At 61.1% G+C, this 21,098-nt stretch carries 18 protein-coding genes; all 18 read left to right on the forward strand.

All coding sequences use genetic code 11. The features are described 5' to 3' along the window. Nucleotides 1-74 precede the first annotated feature (74 nt). The 18 genes from H7995_RS06615 (at nt 75) to nuoJ (ending at nt 21,095) form a co-directional block, all read left to right on the forward strand. Complete coding sequence (locus tag H7995_RS06615; RefSeq protein WP_185818143.1) at nt 75-2,300, forward strand: NADP-dependent isocitrate dehydrogenase; 2,226 nt, start codon at nt 75-77, stop codon at nt 2,298-2,300. A gap of 216 nt (nt 2,301-2,516) precedes the next feature. Further along, complete coding sequence (locus H7995_RS06620; RefSeq protein WP_166589922.1) at nt 2,517-2,963, forward strand: NUDIX hydrolase; 447 nt, start codon at nt 2,517-2,519, stop codon at nt 2,961-2,963. 59 nt (nt 2,964-3,022) lie between these two features. After that, nucleotides 3,023-4,147: a tRNA 2-thiouridine(34) synthase MnmA gene (mnmA, locus tag H7995_RS06625; protein ID WP_166589923.1), complete on the forward strand. Its 1,125-nt coding sequence runs from the start codon at nt 3,023-3,025 to the stop codon at nt 4,145-4,147. Beyond that, entirely contained in the window at nt 4,144-4,767 is a 624-nt protein-coding gene (gene hflD / locus H7995_RS06630; protein ID WP_095165225.1) for a high frequency lysogenization protein HflD, read from the forward strand. The genes mnmA and hflD overlap by 4 nt, the downstream gene beginning before the upstream one ends. A 124-nt stretch (nt 4,768-4,891) precedes the next feature. Continuing rightward, on the forward strand, nt 4,892-6,262 hold the full coding sequence (gene purB, locus H7995_RS06635) for an adenylosuccinate lyase (RefSeq protein ID WP_166589924.1): 1,371 nt from the start codon (nt 4,892-4,894) through the stop codon (nt 6,260-6,262). A gap of 86 nt (nt 6,263-6,348) precedes the next feature. After that, nucleotides 6,349-7,518, forward strand: a complete 1,170-nt coding sequence (locus H7995_RS06640; protein ID WP_166589925.1) for a ribosomal protein uL16 3-hydroxylase — start codon at nt 6,349-6,351, stop codon at nt 7,516-7,518. Further along, nucleotides 7,511-7,936 carry a GNAT family N-acetyltransferase gene (locus H7995_RS06645; RefSeq protein ID WP_182341103.1) on the forward strand — a complete coding sequence of 142 codons (426 nt, stop codon included), beginning with the start codon at nt 7,511-7,513 and terminating at the stop codon, nt 7,934-7,936. The genes H7995_RS06640 and H7995_RS06645 overlap by 8 nt, the downstream gene beginning before the upstream one ends. Nucleotides 7,937-8,119: 183 nt before the next feature. Beyond that, the gene (locus tag H7995_RS06650; RefSeq protein ID WP_185818144.1) at nt 8,120-8,857 is read left to right on the forward strand and encodes a secretin N-terminal domain-containing protein; all 738 of its coding nucleotides are present in this window, start codon (nt 8,120-8,122) and stop codon (nt 8,855-8,857) included. A 495-nt stretch (nt 8,858-9,352) separates the two neighbouring features. Next, nucleotides 9,353-10,678, forward strand: coding sequence for an isocitrate lyase (aceA, locus tag H7995_RS06655; RefSeq protein ID WP_008032724.1), 1,326 nt, complete (start codon nt 9,353-9,355; stop codon nt 10,676-10,678). Between the two features lie 684 nt (nt 10,679-11,362). Next, nucleotides 11,363-11,776, forward strand: a complete 414-nt coding sequence (locus H7995_RS06660) for an NADH-quinone oxidoreductase subunit A (protein WP_007905050.1) — start codon at nt 11,363-11,365, stop codon at nt 11,774-11,776. A 10-nt stretch (nt 11,777-11,786) separates the two neighbouring features. Next, nucleotides 11,787-12,461 carry a NuoB/complex I 20 kDa subunit family protein gene (locus H7995_RS06665; protein ID WP_074755324.1) on the forward strand — a complete coding sequence of 225 codons (675 nt, stop codon included), beginning with the start codon at nt 11,787-11,789 and terminating at the stop codon, nt 12,459-12,461. A gap of 72 nt (nt 12,462-12,533) precedes the next feature. Continuing rightward, nucleotides 12,534-14,318, forward strand: coding sequence for an NADH-quinone oxidoreductase subunit C/D (nuoC, locus tag H7995_RS06670; RefSeq protein WP_095165240.1), 1,785 nt, complete (start codon nt 12,534-12,536; stop codon nt 14,316-14,318). Nucleotides 14,319-14,320: 2 nt separating this feature from the next. Then, on the forward strand, nt 14,321-14,818 hold the full coding sequence (nuoE, locus tag H7995_RS06675) for an NADH-quinone oxidoreductase subunit NuoE (protein WP_008020715.1): 498 nt from the start codon (nt 14,321-14,323) through the stop codon (nt 14,816-14,818). Beyond that, nucleotides 14,815-16,170: an NADH-quinone oxidoreductase subunit NuoF gene (nuoF, locus tag H7995_RS06680; protein ID WP_095165241.1), complete on the forward strand. Its 1,356-nt coding sequence runs from the start codon at nt 14,815-14,817 to the stop codon at nt 16,168-16,170. Before nuoE ends, nuoF begins: the two co-directional genes overlap by 4 nt. Nucleotides 16,171-16,306: 136 nt before the next feature. Continuing rightward, a complete protein-coding gene (gene nuoG, locus H7995_RS06685; protein WP_185818145.1) occupies nt 16,307-19,021 on the forward strand; it encodes an NADH-quinone oxidoreductase subunit NuoG in 2,715 nt (904 codons plus the stop codon). Further along, nucleotides 19,018-20,025, forward strand: coding sequence for an NADH-quinone oxidoreductase subunit NuoH (nuoH, locus tag H7995_RS06690; RefSeq protein WP_166589929.1), 1,008 nt, complete (start codon nt 19,018-19,020; stop codon nt 20,023-20,025). Before nuoG ends, nuoH begins: the two co-directional genes overlap by 4 nt. An 11-nt stretch (nt 20,026-20,036) precedes the next feature. Continuing rightward, nucleotides 20,037-20,585, forward strand: a complete 549-nt coding sequence (gene nuoI / locus H7995_RS06695; RefSeq protein WP_042559871.1) for an NADH-quinone oxidoreductase subunit NuoI — start codon at nt 20,037-20,039, stop codon at nt 20,583-20,585. A gap of 9 nt (nt 20,586-20,594) precedes the next feature. After that, the gene (gene nuoJ / locus H7995_RS06700) at nt 20,595-21,095 is read left to right on the forward strand and encodes an NADH-quinone oxidoreductase subunit J (RefSeq protein ID WP_182341109.1); all 501 of its coding nucleotides are present in this window, start codon (nt 20,595-20,597) and stop codon (nt 21,093-21,095) included. Nucleotides 21,096-21,098: the final 3 nt, after the last annotated feature.

A 21,098-nucleotide genomic window follows, 5' to 3' on the forward strand; every position in this document is an offset into this window, starting at 1 on the left:
TGAACGAACGCGCTTACCCGGCGCCCCTCGAATTTCCGCGCACGCTTTTAGCAAAGAAGAGAGTTAATCCGAATATGCCCACCCGCTCGAAGATCATCTACACCTTCACCGACGAAGCTCCCGCCCTCGCCACCTATTCCCTGCTCCCGATCGTAGAAGCCTTTACCGCTTCCGCCGATATTGCCGTGGAAACCCGCGATATCTCCCTTGCAGGGCGCATCCTGGCAAGCTTCCCCGAGCAACTGGGTGACAAAGCCGTAGCCGACCACCTCGCCGAACTGGGCGCCCTGGCCGTTACGCCTGAAGCCAACATCATCAAGCTGCCGAACATCAGTGCTTCGGTACCGCAACTGCAAGCCGCGATCAAAGAACTGCAAGCCCAGGGCTATGCACTGCCGGACTACCCGGAAACCGTGACCAGCGATGCCGACAAAGACGCCAAGGCTCGTTACGACAAGGTCAAGGGCAGCGCGGTAAACCCGGTTCTGCGCGAAGGCAACTCCGACCGCCGCGCGCCGCTGTCGGTCAAGAACTACGCTCGCAAGCACCCGCACAAGATGGGCGCCTGGGCCAAGGACTCCAAGTCCCACGTTGCGCACATGAGCACCGGCGATTTCTACGGCAGCGAAAAGGCCGCCCTGATCGACGCCGCTGACGCCGTGAAAATCGAACTGATCGCCCAGGACGGCACCTCCACCGTCCTGAAGGCAAAGACCACCGTACAAGCCGGTGAGATCCTCGATTGCGCGGTCATGAGCAAAAACGCCCTGCGCAGCTTCATCGCCGCCGAGATCGAAGACGCCAAGGCCAAGGGCGTGCTGCTGTCGGTCCACCTCAAAGCCACCATGATGAAGGTTTCCGACCCGATCATGTTCGGCCAGATCGTTGCCGAGTTCTATAAAGACGCCCTGGCCAAGCACGCAGACGTGCTGGCACAGATCGGCTTCAACCTGAACAACGGCATCGGCGACCTGTACGCTCGCATCAAGGCCCTGCCGGCCGACCAGCAAGCGCAGATCGAAGCCGACATCCAGGCGGTCTACGCCGCTCGCCCTTCCCTGGCGATGGTCAACTCCGACAAAGGCATCACCAACCTGCACGTGCCAAGCGACGTGATCGTCGACGCATCGATGCCGGCCATGATCCGTGACTCCGGCAAAATGTGGGGCACCGACGGTCAACTGCACGACACCAAGGCCGTGATCCCGGATCGCTGCTACGCCACCATCTACCAGGCAGTGATTGAAGACTGCAAGTTCAATGGCGCCTTCGACCCAACCACCATGGGCAGCGTGCCAAACGTTGGCCTGATGGCGAAGAAAGCCGAAGAGTACGGCTCCCACGACAAGACCTTCCAGATCAAGGCTGACGGTGTGGTTCGTGTTTCCGACAGCGCTGGCCGCACCCTGCTGGAGCAACCGGTTGAAGCCGGCGACATCTTCCGCATGTGCCAGACCAAGGACGCGCCGATCCAGGACTGGGTCAAACTGGCCGTGAACCGTGCCCGCGCCAGCGCCACCCCAGCGATTTTCTGGCTGGACCCAATGCGCGCCCACGATGGCGTGGTGATCGAGAAGGTCCAGGCTTACCTGAAGGACCACGACACCGCCGGCCTGGACATCCAGATCATGGCACCGGTCGACGCCATGAAGTTCACCCTGCAGCGCACCCGCGAAGGCAAGGACACCATCTCGGTGACCGGCAACGTGTTGCGCGACTACCTGACCGACCTGTTCCCGATCATGGAACTGGGCACCAGCGCCAAGATGCTGTCGATCGTGCCGCTGATGAACGGTGGCGGCCTGTTCGAAACCGGCGCTGGCGGTTCGGCCCCCAAGCACGTGCAACAACTGCTGGAAGAAAACTTCCTGCGTTGGGATTCGCTGGGCGAGTTCCTGGCCCTGGCCGCGTCCCTGGAACACCTGGGCGTAACCTACAACAACCCTAAAGCGTTGGTGTTGGCCAAGACCCTGGACCAGGCTACCGGCCAGTTCCTCGACAACAACAAGTCGCCATCGCGCAAAGTCGGCAACATCGACAACCGCGGCAGCCACTTCTACTTGGCGCTGTACTGGGCACAAGCACTGGCCGCCCAGAGCGAAGACACGGCCCTGCAAGCGCAGTTCAGCCAACTGGCCAGCACCCTGACCGAGAACGAGGCAACCATCGTTGCCGAGCTCAACGCCGTCCAGGGCAAGCCAGTGGACATCGGCGGTTACTACCACGCCAATGCCGAGCTGATCAGCCAGGCCATGCGCCCGAGCAACACCTTCAACGCGGCGATTGCTGCGCTGGTGTAAGGTTGTAAGGATGCAAAGAAGCCCCGGCCTAGTGCCGGGGTTTCTGTTTGTGGCGATGACACCTATCTATTTGCCAAAACCGAACCAATGTGGGAGCGAGCTTGCTCGCGATAGCGATATATCATTCAGCATTGGTGTGAACTGATCCGCCGCAATCGCGAGCAAGCTCGCTCCCACACTGTTTTTTATTCCAATACCAGAAACCGAGGAAGCTGCATGGATTGGCTACCCCACATCACCGTCGCCACCATCGTCGAGGACAACGGCCGTTTCCTCATGGTTGAAGAGCACAAAGCCGGGCGCAACGTACTGAACCAGCCCGCCGGCCACCTGGATCCGGATGAGACCCTGACCGAAGCCGCCGTACGCGAAACCCTCGAAGAGACCGGCTGGGACGTCGAGCCGACCGGCGTGGTAGGCATTTATCTCTACACCGCCCCCAGCAACGGCGTGACCTATCAACGGGTCTGCTTTATCGCCAAAGCCATCAAGCACCACCCCGATTACCCACTGGACGACGGCATCGTCGGCGCCAAGTGGCTGACTCGGGACGAATTGCTAGCCCAGCGCGAAAGCTGGCGCAGCGAGCTGATCATCCGCTGCATCGACGATTACCTGCAGGGAAATTGCTTCAGTCTCGAACTGATCCGTCCTTCTCTTTAGCCTTGCGGGCGCCAGCCTGTTAGAATCGCGTCCTTTTTCAAGACACTCATTAAATTCCCATGCGTGATCCAGCCCCTTCTGACACCCAATCGAAGCGCGTCATTGTCGGCATGTCCGGCGGCGTGGACTCTTCCGTTTCCGCCCTACTGCTGATCGAGCAGGGTTACCAGGTGGAAGGCCTGTTCATGAAGAACTGGGAAGAGGACGACGGTACGGACTATTGCACCGCCATGGATGACCTGGCCGACGCCCAGGCCGTGTGCGACAAAATCGGCATCAAGCTGCACACCGCCAACTTCGCCGCCGAGTACTGGGACAACGTGTTCGAGCACTTCCTGGCCGAGTACAAAGCCGGTCGCACCCCGAACCCGGACATCCTGTGCAACCGTGAGATCAAGTTCAAGGCGTTCCTCGACTACGCCATGATGCTCGGCGCCGACCTGATCGCCACCGGCCACTACGTGCGCCGCCGCGACATTGATGGCCGCACCGAACTGCTCAAGGGCCTGGACCCGAACAAGGACCAGAGCTACTTCCTGCACGCCGTCGGCGGTGAACAGATCGCCAAGACCCTGTTTCCGGTCGGCGAACTGGAAAAACCGCAAGTGCGCGCAATCGCCGAGAAACACGACCTGGCCACGGCCAAGAAGAAAGACTCCACCGGCATCTGCTTTATCGGTGAACGGCGCTTCAGCGACTTCCTCAAGCAATACCTGCCGGCCCAGCCAGGCGAAATCAAGACCACCGAAGGTGAAGTGATCGGCCGCCACCACGGCCTGATGTACCACACCATCGGCCAACGCCAGGGCCTGGGCATCGGCGGCTTGAAAGACGCCGGCGACGAGCCCTGGTACGTGCTGGTCAAGGACCTTGAGCACAACGAGTTGATCGTTGGCCAGGGCAACAACCACCCATGGCTGTTCTCCGGCGCCCTGCTCGCCTCCGAGATCTACTGGGTCAACCCGGTCGACCTGAGCCAGCCGCGCCGCCTGACCGCCAAGGTCCGCTACCGCCAGAACGACCAGGCCTGCACCCTGGAACAAACCGCGACCGGCTATCGCGCCACCTTCGATGAGCCGCAACGCGCCGTCACGCCTGGTCAGTCCGTGGTGTTCTATGACGGTGAAATCTGCCTCGGTGGCGGCGTCATCGAAGTTGCAGAACCCTGGAGCAGCAAGGCATGAGCCCCACTCAGGAGCAATTGACCGCGCTGGGCGGGGTCTTCCTGGCCGCCGTGCTGGTGGACAAGATCGCCAAGACCGGCCAGGTCAGCGAAGCCGGCCTGACCTGCATGCTCGGCAGCCTGCTGATCCGCGACCCCAAGGACACCCTGGAAGTCTACGGCGGCGACGACCTCAACCTGCGCGAAGGCTATCGCGCGTTGATCGGCGCCCTGGAGCGCGACCCCAGCACCCTGCAACGCGAGCCGCTGCGCTACGCCCTGTCGATGCTCGGCCTTGAGCGTCAACTGGCCAAGCGCGAGGACATGCTCGCGGAAATCGGCAAGCGCCTGCCCCAGATCCAGTCCCAGGTTGAACATTTCGGCCCGGCGCACGAGAACGTGATTGCCGCCTGTGGCGCTTTGTACCAGGACACCCTGAGCACTCTGCGCCAGCGCATCCAGGTACACGGCGACATGCGCAACCTGCAGCAGCCCAGCAACGCCTCGAAAATCCGCGCCCTGTTGCTGGCCGGGATCCGCTCGGCACGCCTGTGGCGGCAACTGGGTGGGCACCGCTGGCAGTTGGTGATCAGCCGTCGCAAATTGCTCAAAGAACTTTACCCATTGATGCGCAACGAATAAGTCGCATCAAGGGTCCTGTACACCGTGTTAGGCGTAATACGCTGGTCAGTTGGCAACGGACCGGCGGATTTTTTCATGTATGATACGCGCCCCATTTCGTTGCCCGACTGTCCGAGAACACCCCATGCAGCTCTCTTCGCTCACTGCGGTTTCCCCTGTTGACGGCCGCTACGCCGGCAAAACCCAGGCCCTGCGGCCGATTTTCAGCGAATACGGCCTGATCCGTGCTCGCGTCCTGGTGGAAGTGCGCTGGCTTCAACGCCTGGCCGCTCACGCCGCCATCCCTGAAGTGCCCGCCTTCTCCGCGCAAGCCAACGCCGTTCTCAATGAACTGGCCGAGAACTTCTCGCTGGAGCACGCCGAGCGCGTCAAAGAGATCGAGCGCACCACCAACCACGACGTCAAGGCCATCGAATACCTGCTCAAAGAGCAAGCGGCCAAGCTGCCGGAACTGGCCAACGTCAGCGAGTTCATCCACTTTGCCTGCACCAGCGAGGACATCAACAACCTGTCCCACGCCCTGATGCTGCGCGAAGGCCGTGATGACGTGATGCTGCCGCTGATGCGCCAGACCGCTGACGCCATCCGTGAACTGGCGATCCGCTTCGCCGACGTGCCGATGCTGTCGCGCACCCACGGGCAACCGGCTTCGCCGACCACCCTGGGCAAAGAGCTGGCCAACGTGGTGTACCGCCTGGAGCGCCAGATCGCCCAGGTCGCTGCCGTGCCACTGCTGGGCAAGATCAACGGCGCCGTAGGCAACTACAACGCGCACCTGTCGGCCTACCCGCAGATCGACTGGGAAGCCAACGCCCGCGCCTTCATCGAAGACGAACTGGGCCTGGGCTTCAACCCGTACACCACCCAGATCGAGCCGCACGACTACATCGCCGAACTGTTCGACGCGATTGCACGCTTCAACACCATCCTGATCGACTTCGACCGTGACATCTGGGGCTACATCTCCCTGGGTTATTTCAAACAGCGCACCATCGCTGGCGAAATCGGTTCCTCGACCATGCCGCACAAGGTCAACCCGATCGACTTCGAAAACTCCGAAGGCAACCTGGGTATCGCCAACGCACTGTTCCAGCACCTGGCGAGCAAACTGCCGATCTCCCGCTGGCAGCGCGACCTGACCGACTCCACCGTACTGCGCAACCTTGGCGTGGGCTTTGCCCACAGCGTGATCGCGTACGAAGCCAGCCTCAAAGGCATCAGCAAGCTGGAGCTCAACGCGCAGAAAATCGCCGCTGACCTGGACGCGTGCTGGGAAGTATTGGCCGAGCCGATCCAGACCGTGATGCGCCGCTACAACATCGAAAACCCGTACGAAAAGCTCAAAGAATTGACCCGCGGCAAGGGCATCAGCCCTGAAGCGCTGCAGACTTTCATCGATGCACTGGACATGCCTGCCGAGGCCAAGGCCGAGCTGAAACTGCTCACCCCGGCCAACTACATCGGTAACGCAGTCGAGCAAGCTCGACGCATCTGATCGACCGCTTGACCCGTTTGAGACGCCCGGCAGCGCCGGGCGTTTTTATTCCCGTCTGAAAAGTGCTTTTTTTCAATAGGTTACACATGAATCCTGATATTCCTCTGCAACTTCTGGGCGGCATCACTGCACGCGAGTTCCTGCGCGACTACTGGCAGAAAAAACCGCTGCTGATCCGCCAGGCAATCCCTGACTTCGAAAGCCCGATCGACGCCGACGAACTGGCCGGCCTGGCCCTGGAAGAAGAAGTCGAATCGCGCCTGGTCATCGAGCACGGCGAGCGCCCTTGGGAATTGCGTCGCGGCCCGTTCGCCGAAGACGAGTTCAGCAAGCTGCCGGAGCGTGACTGGACCCTGCTGGTGCAGGCTGTCGACCAGTTCGTACCAGAAGTCAGCGAACTGCTGGAAAACTTCCGCTTCCTGCCGAGCTGGCGCATCGACGACGTGATGATCAGCTTCGCCGCCCCAGGTGGCAGTGTTGGCCCGCACTTTGACAATTACGATGTGTTCCTGCTGCAAGGCCATGGCCAGCGCAACTGGAAAATCGGCCAGATGTGCGACTCCGAGAGCCCGCTGCTGCAACACGCCGACCTGCGCATCCTGGCCGACTTCGAAGCCACCGACGAGTGGGTCCTGGAGCCGGGCGACATGCTCTACCTGCCGCCACGCCTGGCCCACTGCGGCGTCGCCGTGGATGACTGCCTGACCTACTCGGTAGGCTTCCGCGCGCCGAGCGCCGCTGAAGTGCTGACCCACTTCACTGACTTCCTCAGCCAGTTCCTGCCTGATGAAGAGCGCTACACCGACGCCGACGCACAACCGGCCGCCGACCCGCACCAGATCCAGCATGACGCACTCGACCGCTTGAAAGGCCTGCTGGCCGAGCACATGAGCGACGAGCGCCTGTTGCTGACCTGGTTCGGCCAGTTCATGACCGAACCGCGCTACCCTGAGTTGGTCGCAGGCCCGGAAGACGTGACCGAGGACGACTTCCTTGGCGCCCTGGAACAAGGTGCGGTGCTGATTCGCAACCCGAGCGCGCGCCTGGCCTGGTCCGAAGTCGACGACGACCTGCTGCTGTTTGCCAGCGGCCAGAGCCGTTACCTGCCGGGCAAGCTGCGCGAGCTGCTGAAAATGATTTGCGCCGCCGACGCGCTGCACGTCGACAACCTCGGCCATTGGCTGAGCGACGAAGACGGCCGCGGCCTGCTGTGCGAACTGGTCAAGCAAGGTAGCCTGGGGTTTGCCGATGAATAAGATTCGCGTACGTGTCGCAGACTGGCAAAAGGATAACGCCGAGATCCGGCGCATTCGTGAAGCGGTATTCATCGCCGAGCAATCGGTTCCACCCGAGCTGGAATGGGATGCCGACGACGCAAGCGCCGTGCATTTCCTCGCCCTTGAAGGCGACTTTCCGATCGGTACCGCCCGCCTGCTGCCCGACGGCCACATTGGCCGGGTCTCGGTGCTCAAGGACTGGCGCGGCCTGAAAGTCGGCGACGCCTTGATGCAAGCGGTAATCGGCGAAGCCGAGGCGCGGGGGCTCAAGCAGCAGATGCTCAGCGCCCAGGTGCAGGCCACGGCGTTCTATGAGCGCCTGGGCTTCAAGATTGTCAGTGAAGAGTTCCTGGAAGCCGGGATTCCTCATGTCGACATGGTGCGTGACTCGGCCTGAAACCGGGCTGTGGCCATCGCGGGCAAGCGGAGCGCCGCCCGGCCCGCGATGGCACTATCAAACCACTCAAAACGCCCCGCCATCCACCGATGCCGGGGCGTTTTGCTGCCTACGATTCAACTTGCTCCACCGCAGGCCGACAAACTGGCACTATCAAGACACTTGAATGCGGAGATAACGGATATGTCCCTACGCACCCTGCTGACCACCCTGCTGCTCGGCTGCAGCTTTGCGGCCACGGCGGCGACCGAAGTGGTACCGCTCAACCACCGCACCAGTGCCGACCTGCTACCCGTGGCGCAGCATTTCATCGGCAAGGACGGCACCGTCAGCGCCTATGGCAATCAACTGATCGTCAACGCAGATCCCACCAGGATCGACGAACTTAGGACCCTGCTCAGCCAGCTCGACACTGCGCCAAAACGCCTGTTGATCACGGTCGACACCAACCAGAACCCCCCACAGGACAGCGGCGACCAGCAGACTCAGATCATTAGCTACGGCACCGCCAGCCGCGAGGGTGGCATCCAGCAGATCCAGGCCAGTGAAGGCGTGCCGGCGCTGATCCAGACCGGCCAGAGCGTCCCGCTCACCAGCACTGGGACCGACACCTACGGCCGCCTGCAAAGCCAGACCGAATACCGCAACGTCACCCAGGGTTTCTACGTGACTGCCAGCGTCACCGGCGAAACCGTGCACCTGGCCATCAGCACCAACCGTGACCGCATGAGCCAGGAACGTGCGGATGTAGTGAATGTGCAAAGCACCGACACAAGTGTCAGCGGTCGACTGGGCCAATGGATCACCCTGGCGGGGATCAGCCGCCAGACCCAGGCCGATAAACAGGGCATGACCCGTACCTATGGGACCCAGGGCCGGGATGACCTGACCTTGCGGGTGAAAGTCGATACCTTGGACTAACTCACCGAAAACTGACTGATTAGTCGTATTAGACCAAAGATGTAGTGCCTGAAAAAAAGCACTACAAAACGTTTGACGAGGCAAAAAAGCAAAGGCATGATGGCCTCGCTCCCGCTAATCAGAGGCCCTGGCAAGGGCCTTCGAAGCGTTGCTTGCAACTACCCTGCGAGCCGTTTCGTGTCTGTACCGCCCACAAGGTGTGTTTGACGAGGTTGCCGACTGGAACGAAGTTGTCCCGAGGGACGGAAGCGTAATTAGGTAACCCGGCACACCACTGATGTTCGCACCAGGCCCACGACGCCCGAATGCGCCCGACAGCTCGCCCTTACCTGCTCAGCCTCCACCCTCGAGCCCATCGTTCATCCCGTCGCCACCCCCGCCAAATCCGCCTTGACCGGCAAGCTTCTGGTCAGCGAGCAGCCTGTTACGCCTATTGACACGCGTACCCGGCAAACGGAATTTTCCACCAAGACCTATGCGACGAGGTTTATCTCCATGGCACTGACACGCGAACAGCAAATTGCAGCCCTCGAAAAAGACTGGGCTGAAAACCCACGCTGGAAAGGCGTGACACGCGCTTACTCCGCTGCTGACGTCGTCCGCCTGCGCGGCTCGGTTCAACCTGAGCACACCTTTGCAAAACTGGGCGCCGAGAAGCTGTGGAACCTGGTGACCCAGGGCGCCAAGCCGTCCTTCCGCCCTGAGAAAGATTTCGTCAACTGCATGGGTGCCCTGACCGGCGGCCAGGCTGTGCAACAAGTCAAAGCCGGCATCCAGGCGATCTACCTGTCGGGCTGGCAAGTGGCCGCGGACAACAACTCCGCCGAATCGATGTACCCGGACCAGTCGCTGTACCCGGTTGACTCGGTACCCACCGTCGTCAAGCGCATCAACAACTCGTTCCGTCGTGCTGACCAGATCCAGTGGAAAGCCGGCAAAGGCCCGGGCGATGAAGGCTACATCGACTACTTCGCTCCAATCGTGGCTGACGCCGAAGCCGGTTTCGGCGGCGTACTGAACGCCTACGAGCTGATGAAGAGCATGATCGAGGCAGGCGCTGCCGGCGTTCACTTCGAAGACCAACTGGCTTCCGTGAAGAAGTGCGGCCACATGGGCGGCAAGGTACTGGTTCCTACCCAGGAAGCGGTACAGAAGCTGACCGCTGCTCGTCTGGCAGCTGACGTTGCCGGTACACCGACCATCATCCTGGCCCGTACCGACGCCAACGCCGCTGACCTGCTGACTTCCGACTGCGACCCGTACGACCAGCCATTCGTGACTGGCGAACGTACCCAGGAAGGTTTCTACAAAGTGCGCGCCGGTCTGGACCAGGCCATCGCCCGCGGCCTGGCTTACGCGCCATACGCCGACCTGATCTGGTGCGAAACCGCCAAGCCGGACCTGGACGAAGCTCGTCGCTTCGCTGAAGCGATCAAGAAGGAATACCCGGACCAACTGCTGTCGTACAACTGCTCGCCTTCCTTCAACTGGAAGAAAAACCTGGACGACGCGACCATCGCCAAGTTCCAGCGCGAACTGTCCGCCATGGGTTACAAGCACCAGTTCATCACCCTGGCCGGCATTCACAACATGTGGCACAGCATGTTCAACCTGGCGCACGACTACGCCCGCAACGACATGACCGCCTACGTGAAGCTGCAGGAGCAGGAATTCGCTGACGCCGCCAAGGGTTACACCTTCGTGGCTCACCAGCAGGAAGTGGGCACCGGCTACTTCGACGACATGACCACCGTGATTCAGGGTGGCTCGTCTTCGGTTACCGCACTGACCGGCTCCACCGAAGAAGAACAGTTCCACTGATCGACTTCGCCTTGAGCACACGGCCATCGCAGACCTGGTAGAAAGCTAACTGCAATGCCGAAAATCTGACGCCCCGACTGGTTCGGGGCGTTTTTTTGCGTGGCATTTCTCAGTAACACAGCCCCCCTGTAGGAGCGAGCGCCCGCTTGCGGCTTGCTCGCGAAGGACTCCAACGATAATGCGCCCTGCTTGAACGACCGCGTTTTCCGAAGGCTTTTTTTTCCGAAGGCTTTTTCGCGAGCAAGCACACGCCTACAGGAGACCGTGGCGCATGAAGCAAAACATTGATCCAGAGCGGTATCGACAATGGCCAAAACGGTTAAAAACTGCGCCCTGGCAACTTGCTGTAGCACGCAAGTAACCGTAACTTAGCCGCTACCCGACCTTGGAATAGTTTAAAAACCACCCCAAATAATATTGATTATCATTTAGCTCGAACTATATTCATTGCAACCGCCACAAAACATAATTAACAAAACCCCGGCTAATGCCCGTACCGCACGGGCTGCAGGGCCTCGCAGGTGCGCTATGTCCTTATTCCTATAAATAATTTCGCTATAGGAATTTTACTTGCACGGTGTTTAGCCATAAAATCACCGCGATTGATTGCGCTGCGACATATCGTCACTGCTTTATTTCTTTATCAAGCTCAGAGACCCTTGCTCTCTGTTAAGGATTACCAGCATGCCCGAAGCGACAGGACTCATGGCCCACAACTGGGGCTTTGCCATTTTCCTTCTGGGTGTCGGCGGCCTTTGTGCCTTCATGCTCGGCGTCTCCAGCCTCCTCGGGTCAAAAGCCTGGGGCCGCAGCAAAAACGAACCGTTCGAGTCCGGCATGCTACCTACAGGTGGCGCCCGCTTGCGGCTCTCAGCCAAATTCTATCTGGTCGCGATGTTGTTCGTGATCTTCGATATCGAAGCCCTCTTTCTCTTTGCATGGTCTGTGTCCGTCCGCGAAAGCGGCTGGACCGGATTCGTCGAAGCTCTCGTTTTCATAGCAATTCTGTTGGCAGGTCTTGTCTACCTATTTCGAGTGGGCGCCCTTGACTGGGCTCCGGAAGCTCGTCGTAAGCGGCAGGCGAAGCTGAAACAATGAGGCTTTGGCAATGCAATACAATCTCACCAGGATCGACCCGGATGCTCCTAACGAGCAGTACCCGATCGGCGAGCGGGAAACCGTTTCCGATCCGTTAGAAGATCAAGTCCACAAAAACATCTTCATGGGCAAGCTCGAAGACGTGCTGAGCGGTGCAGTCAACTGGGGGCGTAAAAACTCCCTGTGGCCGTACAACTTCGGCCTTTCGTGCTGCTACGTGGAAATGACCACTGCCTTCACGGCGCCCCACGACATCGCGCGCTTTGGCGCCGAGGTTATCCGGGCATCGCCGCGCCAGGCGGATTTCATGGTTATCGCCGGTACCTGCTTCATCAAGATGGCGCCGATCATTCAGCGTCTCTACGAGCAAATGCTCGAGCCGAAGTGGGTCATCTCCATGGGCTCGTGCGCCAACTCCGGTGGCATGTACGACATCTACTCCGTGGTTCAGGGAGTGGACAAGTTCCTGCCCGTGGACGTCTACGTGCCTGGCTGCCCGCCCCGCCCTGAAGCTTTCCTGCAAGGCCTGATGCTGCTGCAGGAGTCGATTGGCCAGGAGCGTCGCCCGCTTTCCTGGGTCGTCGGCGATCAAGGCGTGTACCGCGCCGAGATGCCTTCGCAAAAGGAACAGCGCCGCGAACAGCGAATCGCAGTCACCAACCTGCGCAGCCCCGACGAAGTCTGATCCAGATCTGTTCCTGCAAAGAAACCGAAAGCTGGCTTCATTCTTTACGTTGACCGAAAGCGATAAATAACCATGACTACAGGCAGTGCTCTGTACATCCCGCCTTACAAGGCAGACGACCAGGATGTGGTCGTCGAACTGAACAACCGTTTTGGCCCCGAGGCATTCACTGCCCAGCCTACCCGCACCGGCATGCCGGTGCTTTGGGTTGCCCGTGCCAAACTCGTCGAAGTCCTGACCTTCCTGCGCAACCTGCCCAAGCCGTACGTCATGCTCTATGACCTGCATGGCGTGGACGAGCGTCTGCGCACCAAGCGTCAAGGGCTACCAGGCGGCGTCGACTTCACCGTGTTCTACCACCTGATGTCGATCGAACGTAATAGTGACGTAATGATCAAGGTCGCCTTGTCCGAGAGCGACCTCAGCGTGCCGTCCGTCACCAGCATCTGGCCCAACGCCAACTGGTACGAGCGTGAAGTCTGGGACATGTACGGCATCGACTTCAAAGGTCACCCGCACCTGTCGCGCATCATGATGCCGCCGACCTGGGAAGGTCACCCGCTGCGCAAGGACTTCCCGGCCCGCGCCACCGAGTTCGACCCGTTCAGCCTGACCCTGGCCAAGCAACAGCTCGAGGAAGAAGCCGCGCGCTTCAAGCCTGAAGACTGGGGCATGAAACGCTCCGGGGCGAACGAGGACTACATGTTCCTCAACCTGGGTCCCAACCACCCTTCGGCTCACGGTGCGTTCCGCATCATCCTGCAGCTGGACGGCGAAGAGATCGTCGACTGCGTACCGGACATCGGCTACCACCACCGTGGTGCCGAGAAAATGGCCGAGCGTCAGTCCTGGCACAGCTTCATCCCGTACACCGACCGTATCGACTACCTCGGCGGCGTGATGAACAACCTGCCGTACGTGCTCTCGGTCGAGAAGCTGGCCGGCATCAAGGTGCCCGAGAAGGTCGACGTCATCCGCATCATGATGGCCGAGTTCTTCCGGATCACCAGCCACCTGCTGTTCCTGGGTACCTACATCCAGGACGTCGGCGCCATGACCCCGGTGTTCTTCACCTTCACCGACCGCCAGAAGGCGTACACGGTGATCGAAGCCATTACGGGCTTTCGCCTGCACCCGGCCTGGTACCGCATCGGTGGTGTCGCCCACGACCTGCCACGCGGCTGGGAAAAACTGGTCAAGGACTTCGTTGAATGGCTGCCAAAGCGCCTCGACGAATACACCAAGGCCGCCCTGCAGAACAGCATCCTCAAGGGTCGGACCATCGGCGTCGCCGCCTACAACACCAAAGAGGCCCTGGAATGGGGCGTCACCGGTGCCGGCCTGCGTTCCACCGGTTGCGATTTCGACCTGCGCAAGGCGCGTCCGTACTCCGGCTACGAGAACTTCGAATTCGAAGTACCGCTGGCGGCCAATGGCGATGCCTACGACCGCTGCATGGTGCGCGTCGAAGAAATGCGCCAGAGCATCAAGATCATCGACCAGTGCATGCGCAACATGCCGGAAGGCCCGTACAAGGCGGATCACCCGCTGACCACGCCGCCGCCTAAAGAGCGCACGCTGCAGCACATCGAGACCCTGATCACGCACTTCCTGCAAGTTTCGTGGGGCCCGGTCATGCCGGCCAACGAATCCTTCCAGATGATCGAAGCGACCAAGGGCATCAACAGTTACTACCTGACGAGCGACGGCGGCACCATGAGCTACCGCACCCGGATCCGTACTCCAAGCTTCCCGCACCTGCAGCAGATCCCTTCGGTGATCAAAGGCAGCATGGTCGCGGACTTGATTGCGTACCTGGGTAGTATCGACTTCGTTATGGCCGACGTGGACCGCTAAGCATGAACAGCACGCTTATCCAGACAGACCGTTTCACCTTGAGTGAAACCGAGCGCTCGGCCATCGAGCACGAGTTGCATCACTACGAAGACCCGCGCGCGGCGTCGATCGAAGCCCTGAAGATCGTCCAGAAGGAACGTGGCTGGGTGCCCGATGGCGCCCTGTACGCCATCGGCGAAATCCTCGGCATCCCGGCCAGCGACGTTGAAGGCGTGGCGACGTTCTACAGCCAGATCTTCCGCCAGCCAGTGGGCCGCCACATCATTCGCGTCTGCGACAGCATGGTCTGCTACATCGGCGGCCACGAGTCGGTGGTCAGCGAAATCCAGAGCAAGCTGGGGATCGGCCTGGGCCAGACCACTGCCGACGGTCGCTTCACCCTGCTGCCAGTCTGCTGCCTCGGCAACTGCGACAAGGCGCCGGCGTTGATGATCGACGACGACACTTTCGGTGACGTACAGCCTGCTGGCGTTGCCAAACTGTTGGAGGGCTACGTATGACCCTGACTTCCTTCGGCCCGGCCAACCGCATCAAGCGCTCGGCAGAGACCCATCCGCTGACCTGGCGCCTGCGTGACGACGGCGAGGCTGTGTGGCTCGACGAGTACCAGGCCAAGAACGGTTACGCGGCCGCTCGCAAGGCCTTCGCCGACATGGCCCAGGACGACATCGTCCAGACCGTGAAAGACGCCGGCCTCAAGGGGCGCGGCGGTGCAGGCTTCCCCACGGGCGTGAAGTGGGGCCTGATGCCCAAAGACGAATCCATCAACATCCGCTACCTGCTGTGCAACGCGGATGAAATGGAGCCCAACACCTGGAAAGACCGCATGCTGATGGAGCAACTGCCCCATCTGCTGATCGAAGGCATGCTGATCAGCGCCCGCGCGCTGAAAACCTACCGTGGCTACATCTTCCTGCGTGGCGAGTACACCACCGCCGCCAAGCACCTCAACCGTGCCGTGGAAGAAGCCAAGGCCGCTGGCCTGCTGGGCAAGAACATCCTCGGCTCGGGCTTTGACTTCGAGCTGTTCGTGCACACCGGCGCCGGGCGTTACATCTGCGGTGAAGAAACCGCACTGATCAACTCCCTCGAAGGCCGCCGCGCCAACCCGCGCTCCAAGCCCCCCTTCCCTGCCGCCGTAGGCGTGTGGGGCAAGCCGACCTGCGTGAACAACGTCGAAACCCTGTGCAACGTGCCGGCGATCATTGCCGACGGCGTGGACTGGTACAAGTCGTTGGCCCGTGAAGGCAGCGAAGACATGGGCACCAAGCTCATGGGCTTCTCCGGCAAGGTCAAGAACCCGGGCCTGTGGGAGCTGCCGTTCGGCGTGACCGGCCGCGAGCTGTTCGAAGACTACGCTGGCGGCATGCGCGACGGCTTCAAGCTCAAGGCCTGGCAGCCAGGCGGCGCCGGTACCGGCTTCCTGTTGCCAGAACACCTGGACGCACAAATGTACGCCGGCGGCATCGCCAAAGTGGGCACCCGTATGGGTACCGGCCTGGCCATGGCGGTGGACGACAGCGTGAACATGGTGTCCCTGCTGCGCAACATGGAACAGTTCTTCGCCCGTGAGTCGTGCGGTTTCTGCACCCCTTGCCGCGATGGCCTGCCATGGAGCGTCAAGCTGCTGATGGCCATCGAGAAAGGCGAAGGCCAACCCGGTGACATCGAGACCCTGCTGGGTCTGGTCGGCTTCCTCGGCCCAGGCAAGACCTTCTGTGCTCACGCACCGGGTGCCGTGGAGCCATTGGGCAGCGCAATCAAATACTTCCGTCCAGAGTTCGAAGCCGGCATCGCGCCTATCAGCGCCGCTGTCCCGCCTCTGGCAAGGCCGATCGTAGTCGGCGCGTAACGCTTAACAAGGCGAAGGGTCCGTGCCCTTCGCCTTCTCGTGTGATGACGCCGCCCGCGGCTGTTTTGACTCACGCGAATGACAAGATTCCATTAGCCACGCCCGCTGACACCGGGCCAACGAAGAACTTTGAACCATGGCCACTATCCACGTAGACGGCAAAGCGCTCGAAGTCGACGGGGCAGACAACCTGTTACAGGCATGTCTGTCGCTAGGCCTCGATATTCCTTACTTCTGCTGGCACCCCGCCCTTGGCAGCGTTGGCGCTTGCCGCCAGTGCGCGGTCAAGCAGTACACCGACGAGAACGACACCCGTGGTCGTATCGTCATGTCCTGCATGACCCCTGCCACCGATGGCACCTGGATCTCCATCGACGATGAAGAGTCCAAGGCCTTTCGCGCCAGCGTTGTTGAATGGCTGATGACCAACCACCCTCACGACTGCCCGGTCTGTGAGGAAGGCGGTCACTGCCACCTGCAAGACATGACGGTAATGACCGGCCACAACGAGCGCCGTTACCGCTTCACCAAGCGTACTCACCAGAACCAGCAACTGGGCCCGTTCATCTCCCACGAGATGAACCGCTGCATCGCCTGCTACCGCTGCGTGCGCTTCTATAAAGACTACGCCGGCGGCACCGACCTCGGTGTGTTCGGCGCCCACGACAACGTGTACTTCGGTCGCGTTGAAGACGGCACCCTGGAAAGCGAGTTCTCCGGCAACCTCACCGAGGTCTGCCCGACCGGTGTGTTCACCGACAAGACTCACTCCGAGCGCTACAACCGCAAGTGGGACATGCAATTCTCGCCGAGCATCTGCCATGGCTGCTCCAGCGGTTGCAACATCTCCCCGGGTGAGCGCTACGGCGAACTGCGTCGCATCGAGAACCGTTTCAACGGTTCGGTGAACCAGTACTTCCTGTGCGACCGTGGCCGTTTCGGCTATGGCTACGTCAACCGCGAAGACCGCCCACGCCAGCCACTGCTGGCCAATGGCGCCAAACTGAGCCTCGACGAAGCACTGGATAAAGCCGCCGACCTGCTGCGCGGTCGCAACATCGTCGGTATCGGTTCGCCCCGCGCGAGCCTCGAAAGCAACCACGCGTTGCGCGAACTGGTCGGCGCCGAGCACTTCTACAGCGGTATCGAAGCCGCTGAACTGGAGCGTATCCGCCTGGTCCTGCAGGTGCTCAAAGACAGCCCGCTGCCAGTGCCGAACATGCGCGACATCGAAGACCACGACGCGATCTTCGTCCTCGGTGAAGACCTGACCCAGACTGCCGCCCGCATGGCCCTGTCCCTGCGCCAGTCGGTCAAGGGCAAGGCCGAAGACATGGCCGACGCCATGCGCGTCCAGCCTTGGCTCGACGCCGCGGTGAAGAACATCGGCCAGCACGCGCTGAACCCGCTGTTCATCGCAAGCATCGCTGAAACCAAGCTCGACGACATCGCCGAAGAGTGCGTACACGCCGCTCCCGACGACTTGGCCCGCATCGGTTTCGCCGTGGCTCACGCCCTCGACGCCAGCGCCCCAGCCGTTGCCGGCCTGGACAGCGAAGCCCTGGCACTGGCCCAGCGCATCGCCGACGCCCTGCTGGCAGCCAAGCGCCCACTGATCATCGCCGGCACTTCCCTGGGCTCCAAAGCCTTGATCGAAGCCGCCGCGAACATCGCCAAGGCGTTGAAGCTGCGCGAGAAGAACGGTTCCATCAGCCTGATCGTCCCAGAGGCCAACAGCCTTGGCCTGGCCATGCTCGGTGGCGAATCGGTTGACGCTGCCCTGCAAGCGGTCATCGACGGCCAGGCCGACGCCATCGTCGTACTGGAAAACGATCTGTACACCCGCACCGCCAAGGCCAAGGTCGATGCAGCCCTGAACGCCGCGAAAGTGCTGATCGTCGCTGACCATCAGAAGACTGCCACCAGCGATCGCGCGCACCTGGTCCTGCCAGCTGCCAGCTTCGCCGAAGGCGATGGCACCCTGGTCAGCCAGGAAGGTCGCGCCCAGCGCTTCTTCCAGGTGTTCGATCCGAAGTACATGGACGCCAGCATCCTGGTCCACGAAGGCTGGCGCTGGCTGCATGCCCTGCGCGCCACCCTGCTGAACCAGCCGATCGACTGGACCCAGCTCGACCACGTGACCGCTGCCGTCGCTTCCAGCACGCCGCAACTGGCGCGCATCGTCGATGCCGCCCCGTCCGCTGCGTTCCGCATCAAGGGCATGAAGCTGGCCCGTGAGCCGCTGCGTTACTCCGGCCGGACCGCCATGCGGGCCGACATCAGCGTGCATGAACCGCGTACCCCGCAAGACAACGACACCGCGTTCGCCTTCTCCATGGAAGGTTACTCGGGCTCGGTCGAGCCGCGTCAGCAAGTGCCATTCGCCTGGTCTCCGGGCTGGAACTCGCCGCAAGCCTGGAACAAGTTCCAGGACGAAGTCGGTGGTCACATCCGCGCTGGCGACCCGGGCACCCGCCTGATCGAAAGCACCGGTGATGCGCTGAACTGGTTCGCCAATGTGCCTCGCGCCTTCAACCCGGCCCAGGGCACCTGGCAGGTCGTGCCGTTCTTCCACCTGTTCGGCAGCGAAGAGAACTCTTCCAAGGCCGCGCCGGTACAAGAGCGCATTCCGGCCGCCTACGTGGCGCTGGCCAAGTCCGAAGCCGATCGCCTGGGAGTCAACGATGGCGCCCTGCTGAGCCTGAACGTGGCCGGCCAGACCCTGCGTCTGCCGCTGCGCATCAATGAACAGCTGGGTGCTGGCCTGGTGGCCCTGCCTGTCGGTCTGGCGGGCATTCCACCGGCGATCGCAGGCTTTTCCGTTGACGGTCTGCAGGAGGCAGCGCAATGACCTGGTTCACCCCTGAAGTGATCGACACCATCATCGCGGTCGTCAAGGCCCTGGTGGTGATGCTGGCCGTGGTGGTCGCAGGTGCCCTGCTCAGCTTCGTCGAACGTCGCCTGCTGGGCTGGTGGCAGGACCGTTATGGTCCGAACCGCGTTGGCCCGTTCGGCATGTTCCAGATCGCCGCCGACATGCTCAAGATGTTCTTCAAGGAAGACTGGACCCCGCCGTTTGCCGACAAGGTGATTTTCACCCTGGCACCGGTCGTGGCCATGAGCGCCTTGCTGATCGCCTTCGCGATCATCCCGATCACCCCGACCTGGGGTGTGGCGGACCTGAACATCGGCCTGCTGTTCTTCTTCGCCATGGCCGGCCTGTCGGTCTACGCGGTGCTGTTCGCCGGCTGGTCGAGTAACAACAAGTTCGCCCTGCTGGGCAGCTTGCGTGCCTCGGCCCAGACCGTGTCCTACGAAGTGTTCATGGGCCTGGCGCTCATGGGCATCGTGGTCCAGGTCGGCTCGTTCAACATGCGCGACATCGTCGAGTACCAGGCGCAGAACCTGTGGTTCATCATTCCGCAGTTCTTCGGTTTCTGTACCTTCTTCGTTGCTGGCGTCGCCGTGACTCACCGTCACCCGTTCGACCAGCCGGAAGCGGAGCAGGAACTGGCCGACGGTTACCACATTGAATATGCCGGCATGAAATGGGGCATGTTCTTCGTCGGCGAGTACATCGGCATCATCCTGATCTCGGCGCTGCTGGTCACCCTGTTCTTCGGTGGCTGGCACGGTCCGTTCGGCATCCTGCCGCAACTGGCTTTCTTCTGGTTCGCATTGAAGACCGCGTTCTTCATCATGCTGTTCATCCTGCTGCGCGCTTCGATTCCGCGCCCGCGTTATGACCAGGTGATGGATTTCAGCTGGAAATTCTGCCTGCCACTGACCCTGATCAATTTGCTGGTGACCGCTGCGGTTGTGTTGTTGAACACGCCTGCGGGCGCGGTTCAGTGAGGATTTGACCCATGTTCAAATATATTGGCGACATCGTTAAGGGTACTGGTACCCAGTTGCGCAGCCTGATCATGGTTTTCGGCCATGGCTTTCGCAAGCGCGACACCCTGCAATACCCGGAAGAGGCGGTGTACCTGCCGCCTCGCTACCGTGGCCGTATCGTCCTGACCCGCGACCCCGATGGTGAAGAGCGTTGTGTAGCCTGCAACCTGTGCGCCGTGGCCTGCCCGGTCGGCTGCATCTCGCTGCAGAAAGCTGAAACCGAAGACGGTCGCTGGTACCCGGACTTCTTCCGTATCAACTTCTCGCGCTGCATTTTCTGCGGCCTGTGCGAAGAAGCCTGCCCGACCACCGCAATCCAGCTCACGCCGGATTTCGAAATGGCCGAGTTCAAGCGTCAGGACCTGGTTTACGAGAAAGAAGATCTGCTGATCTCCGGTCCCGGTAAAAACCCTGACTACAACTTCTATCGTGTTGCAGGTATGGCCATTGCCGGTAAGCCAAAAGGCTCCGCGCAAAATGAAGCCGAGCCGATCAACGTGAAGAGCTTGCTGCCTTAAGGAAGAAAGATGGAATTCGCTTTCTATTTCGCATCGGGTATCGCGGTGGTGTCCACGCTTCGTGTGATCACCAACACCAACCCTGTGCACGCCCTGCTCTACCTGATTATTTCGCTGATCGCCGTGGCGATGACCTTCTTCAGCCTCGGTGCGCCATTTGCCGGGGTCCTGGAAGTGATCGCCTATGCCGGCGCCATCATGGTGCTGTTCGTGTTCGTGGTGATGATGCTGAACCTGGGCCCGGCCTCGGTTCAGCAGGAACGCGTCTGGCTCAAGCCCGGTATCTGGCTGGGCCCGGTCGTGCTCGCCGCGCTGCTGTTGGCTGAACTGCTGTACGTACTGTTCAGCCACTCCAGCGGCGCTGCCATTGGTCTTACCACCGTGGACGCCAAGGCCGTGGGCGTCAGCCTGTTCGGTCCTTACCTGCTGGTGGTCGAACTCGCCTCGATGCTGCTGCTCGCTGCAGCCGTCACGGCGTTCCACTTGGGCCGCAACGAGGCGAAGGAGTAATTC

It is taken from the genome of Pseudomonas kielensis (assembly GCF_014236655.1).
Lineage (GTDB): Bacteria > Pseudomonadota > Gammaproteobacteria > Pseudomonadales > Pseudomonadaceae > Aquipseudomonas > Aquipseudomonas kielensis.

Bases quoted from the DNA above. Each gene is read 5' to 3' on its own strand.
- H7995_RS06615 (WP_185818143.1), top strand. From the start codon at position 75: ATGCCCACCCGCTCGAAGATCATCTACACCTTCACCGACGAAGCTCCC.
- H7995_RS06620 (WP_166589922.1), top strand. From the start codon at position 2,517: ATGGATTGGCTACCCCACATCACCGTCGCCACCATCGTCGAGGACAAC.
- mnmA (WP_166589923.1), top strand. From the start codon at position 3,023: ATGCGTGATCCAGCCCCTTCTGACACCCAATCGAAGCGCGTCATTGTC.
- hflD (WP_095165225.1), top strand. From the start codon at position 4,144: ATGAGCCCCACTCAGGAGCAATTGACCGCGCTGGGCGGGGTCTTCCTG.
- purB (WP_166589924.1), top strand. From the start codon at position 4,892: ATGCAGCTCTCTTCGCTCACTGCGGTTTCCCCTGTTGACGGCCGCTAC.
- H7995_RS06640 (WP_166589925.1), top strand. From the start codon at position 6,349: ATGAATCCTGATATTCCTCTGCAACTTCTGGGCGGCATCACTGCACGC.
- H7995_RS06645 (WP_182341103.1), top strand. From the start codon at position 7,511: ATGAATAAGATTCGCGTACGTGTCGCAGACTGGCAAAAGGATAACGCC.
- H7995_RS06650 (WP_185818144.1), top strand. From the start codon at position 8,120: ATGTCCCTACGCACCCTGCTGACCACCCTGCTGCTCGGCTGCAGCTTT.
- aceA (WP_008032724.1), top strand. From the start codon at position 9,353: ATGGCACTGACACGCGAACAGCAAATTGCAGCCCTCGAAAAAGACTGG.
- H7995_RS06660 (WP_007905050.1), top strand. From the start codon at position 11,363: ATGCCCGAAGCGACAGGACTCATGGCCCACAACTGGGGCTTTGCCATT.
- H7995_RS06665 (WP_074755324.1), top strand. From the start codon at position 11,787: ATGCAATACAATCTCACCAGGATCGACCCGGATGCTCCTAACGAGCAG.
- nuoC (WP_095165240.1), top strand. From the start codon at position 12,534: ATGACTACAGGCAGTGCTCTGTACATCCCGCCTTACAAGGCAGACGAC.
- nuoE (WP_008020715.1), top strand. From the start codon at position 14,321: ATGAACAGCACGCTTATCCAGACAGACCGTTTCACCTTGAGTGAAACC.
- nuoF (WP_095165241.1), top strand. From the start codon at position 14,815: ATGACCCTGACTTCCTTCGGCCCGGCCAACCGCATCAAGCGCTCGGCA.
- nuoG (WP_185818145.1), top strand. From the start codon at position 16,307: ATGGCCACTATCCACGTAGACGGCAAAGCGCTCGAAGTCGACGGGGCA.
- nuoH (WP_166589929.1), top strand. From the start codon at position 19,018: ATGACCTGGTTCACCCCTGAAGTGATCGACACCATCATCGCGGTCGTC.
- nuoI (WP_042559871.1), top strand. From the start codon at position 20,037: ATGTTCAAATATATTGGCGACATCGTTAAGGGTACTGGTACCCAGTTG.
- nuoJ (WP_182341109.1), top strand. From the start codon at position 20,595: ATGGAATTCGCTTTCTATTTCGCATCGGGTATCGCGGTGGTGTCCACG.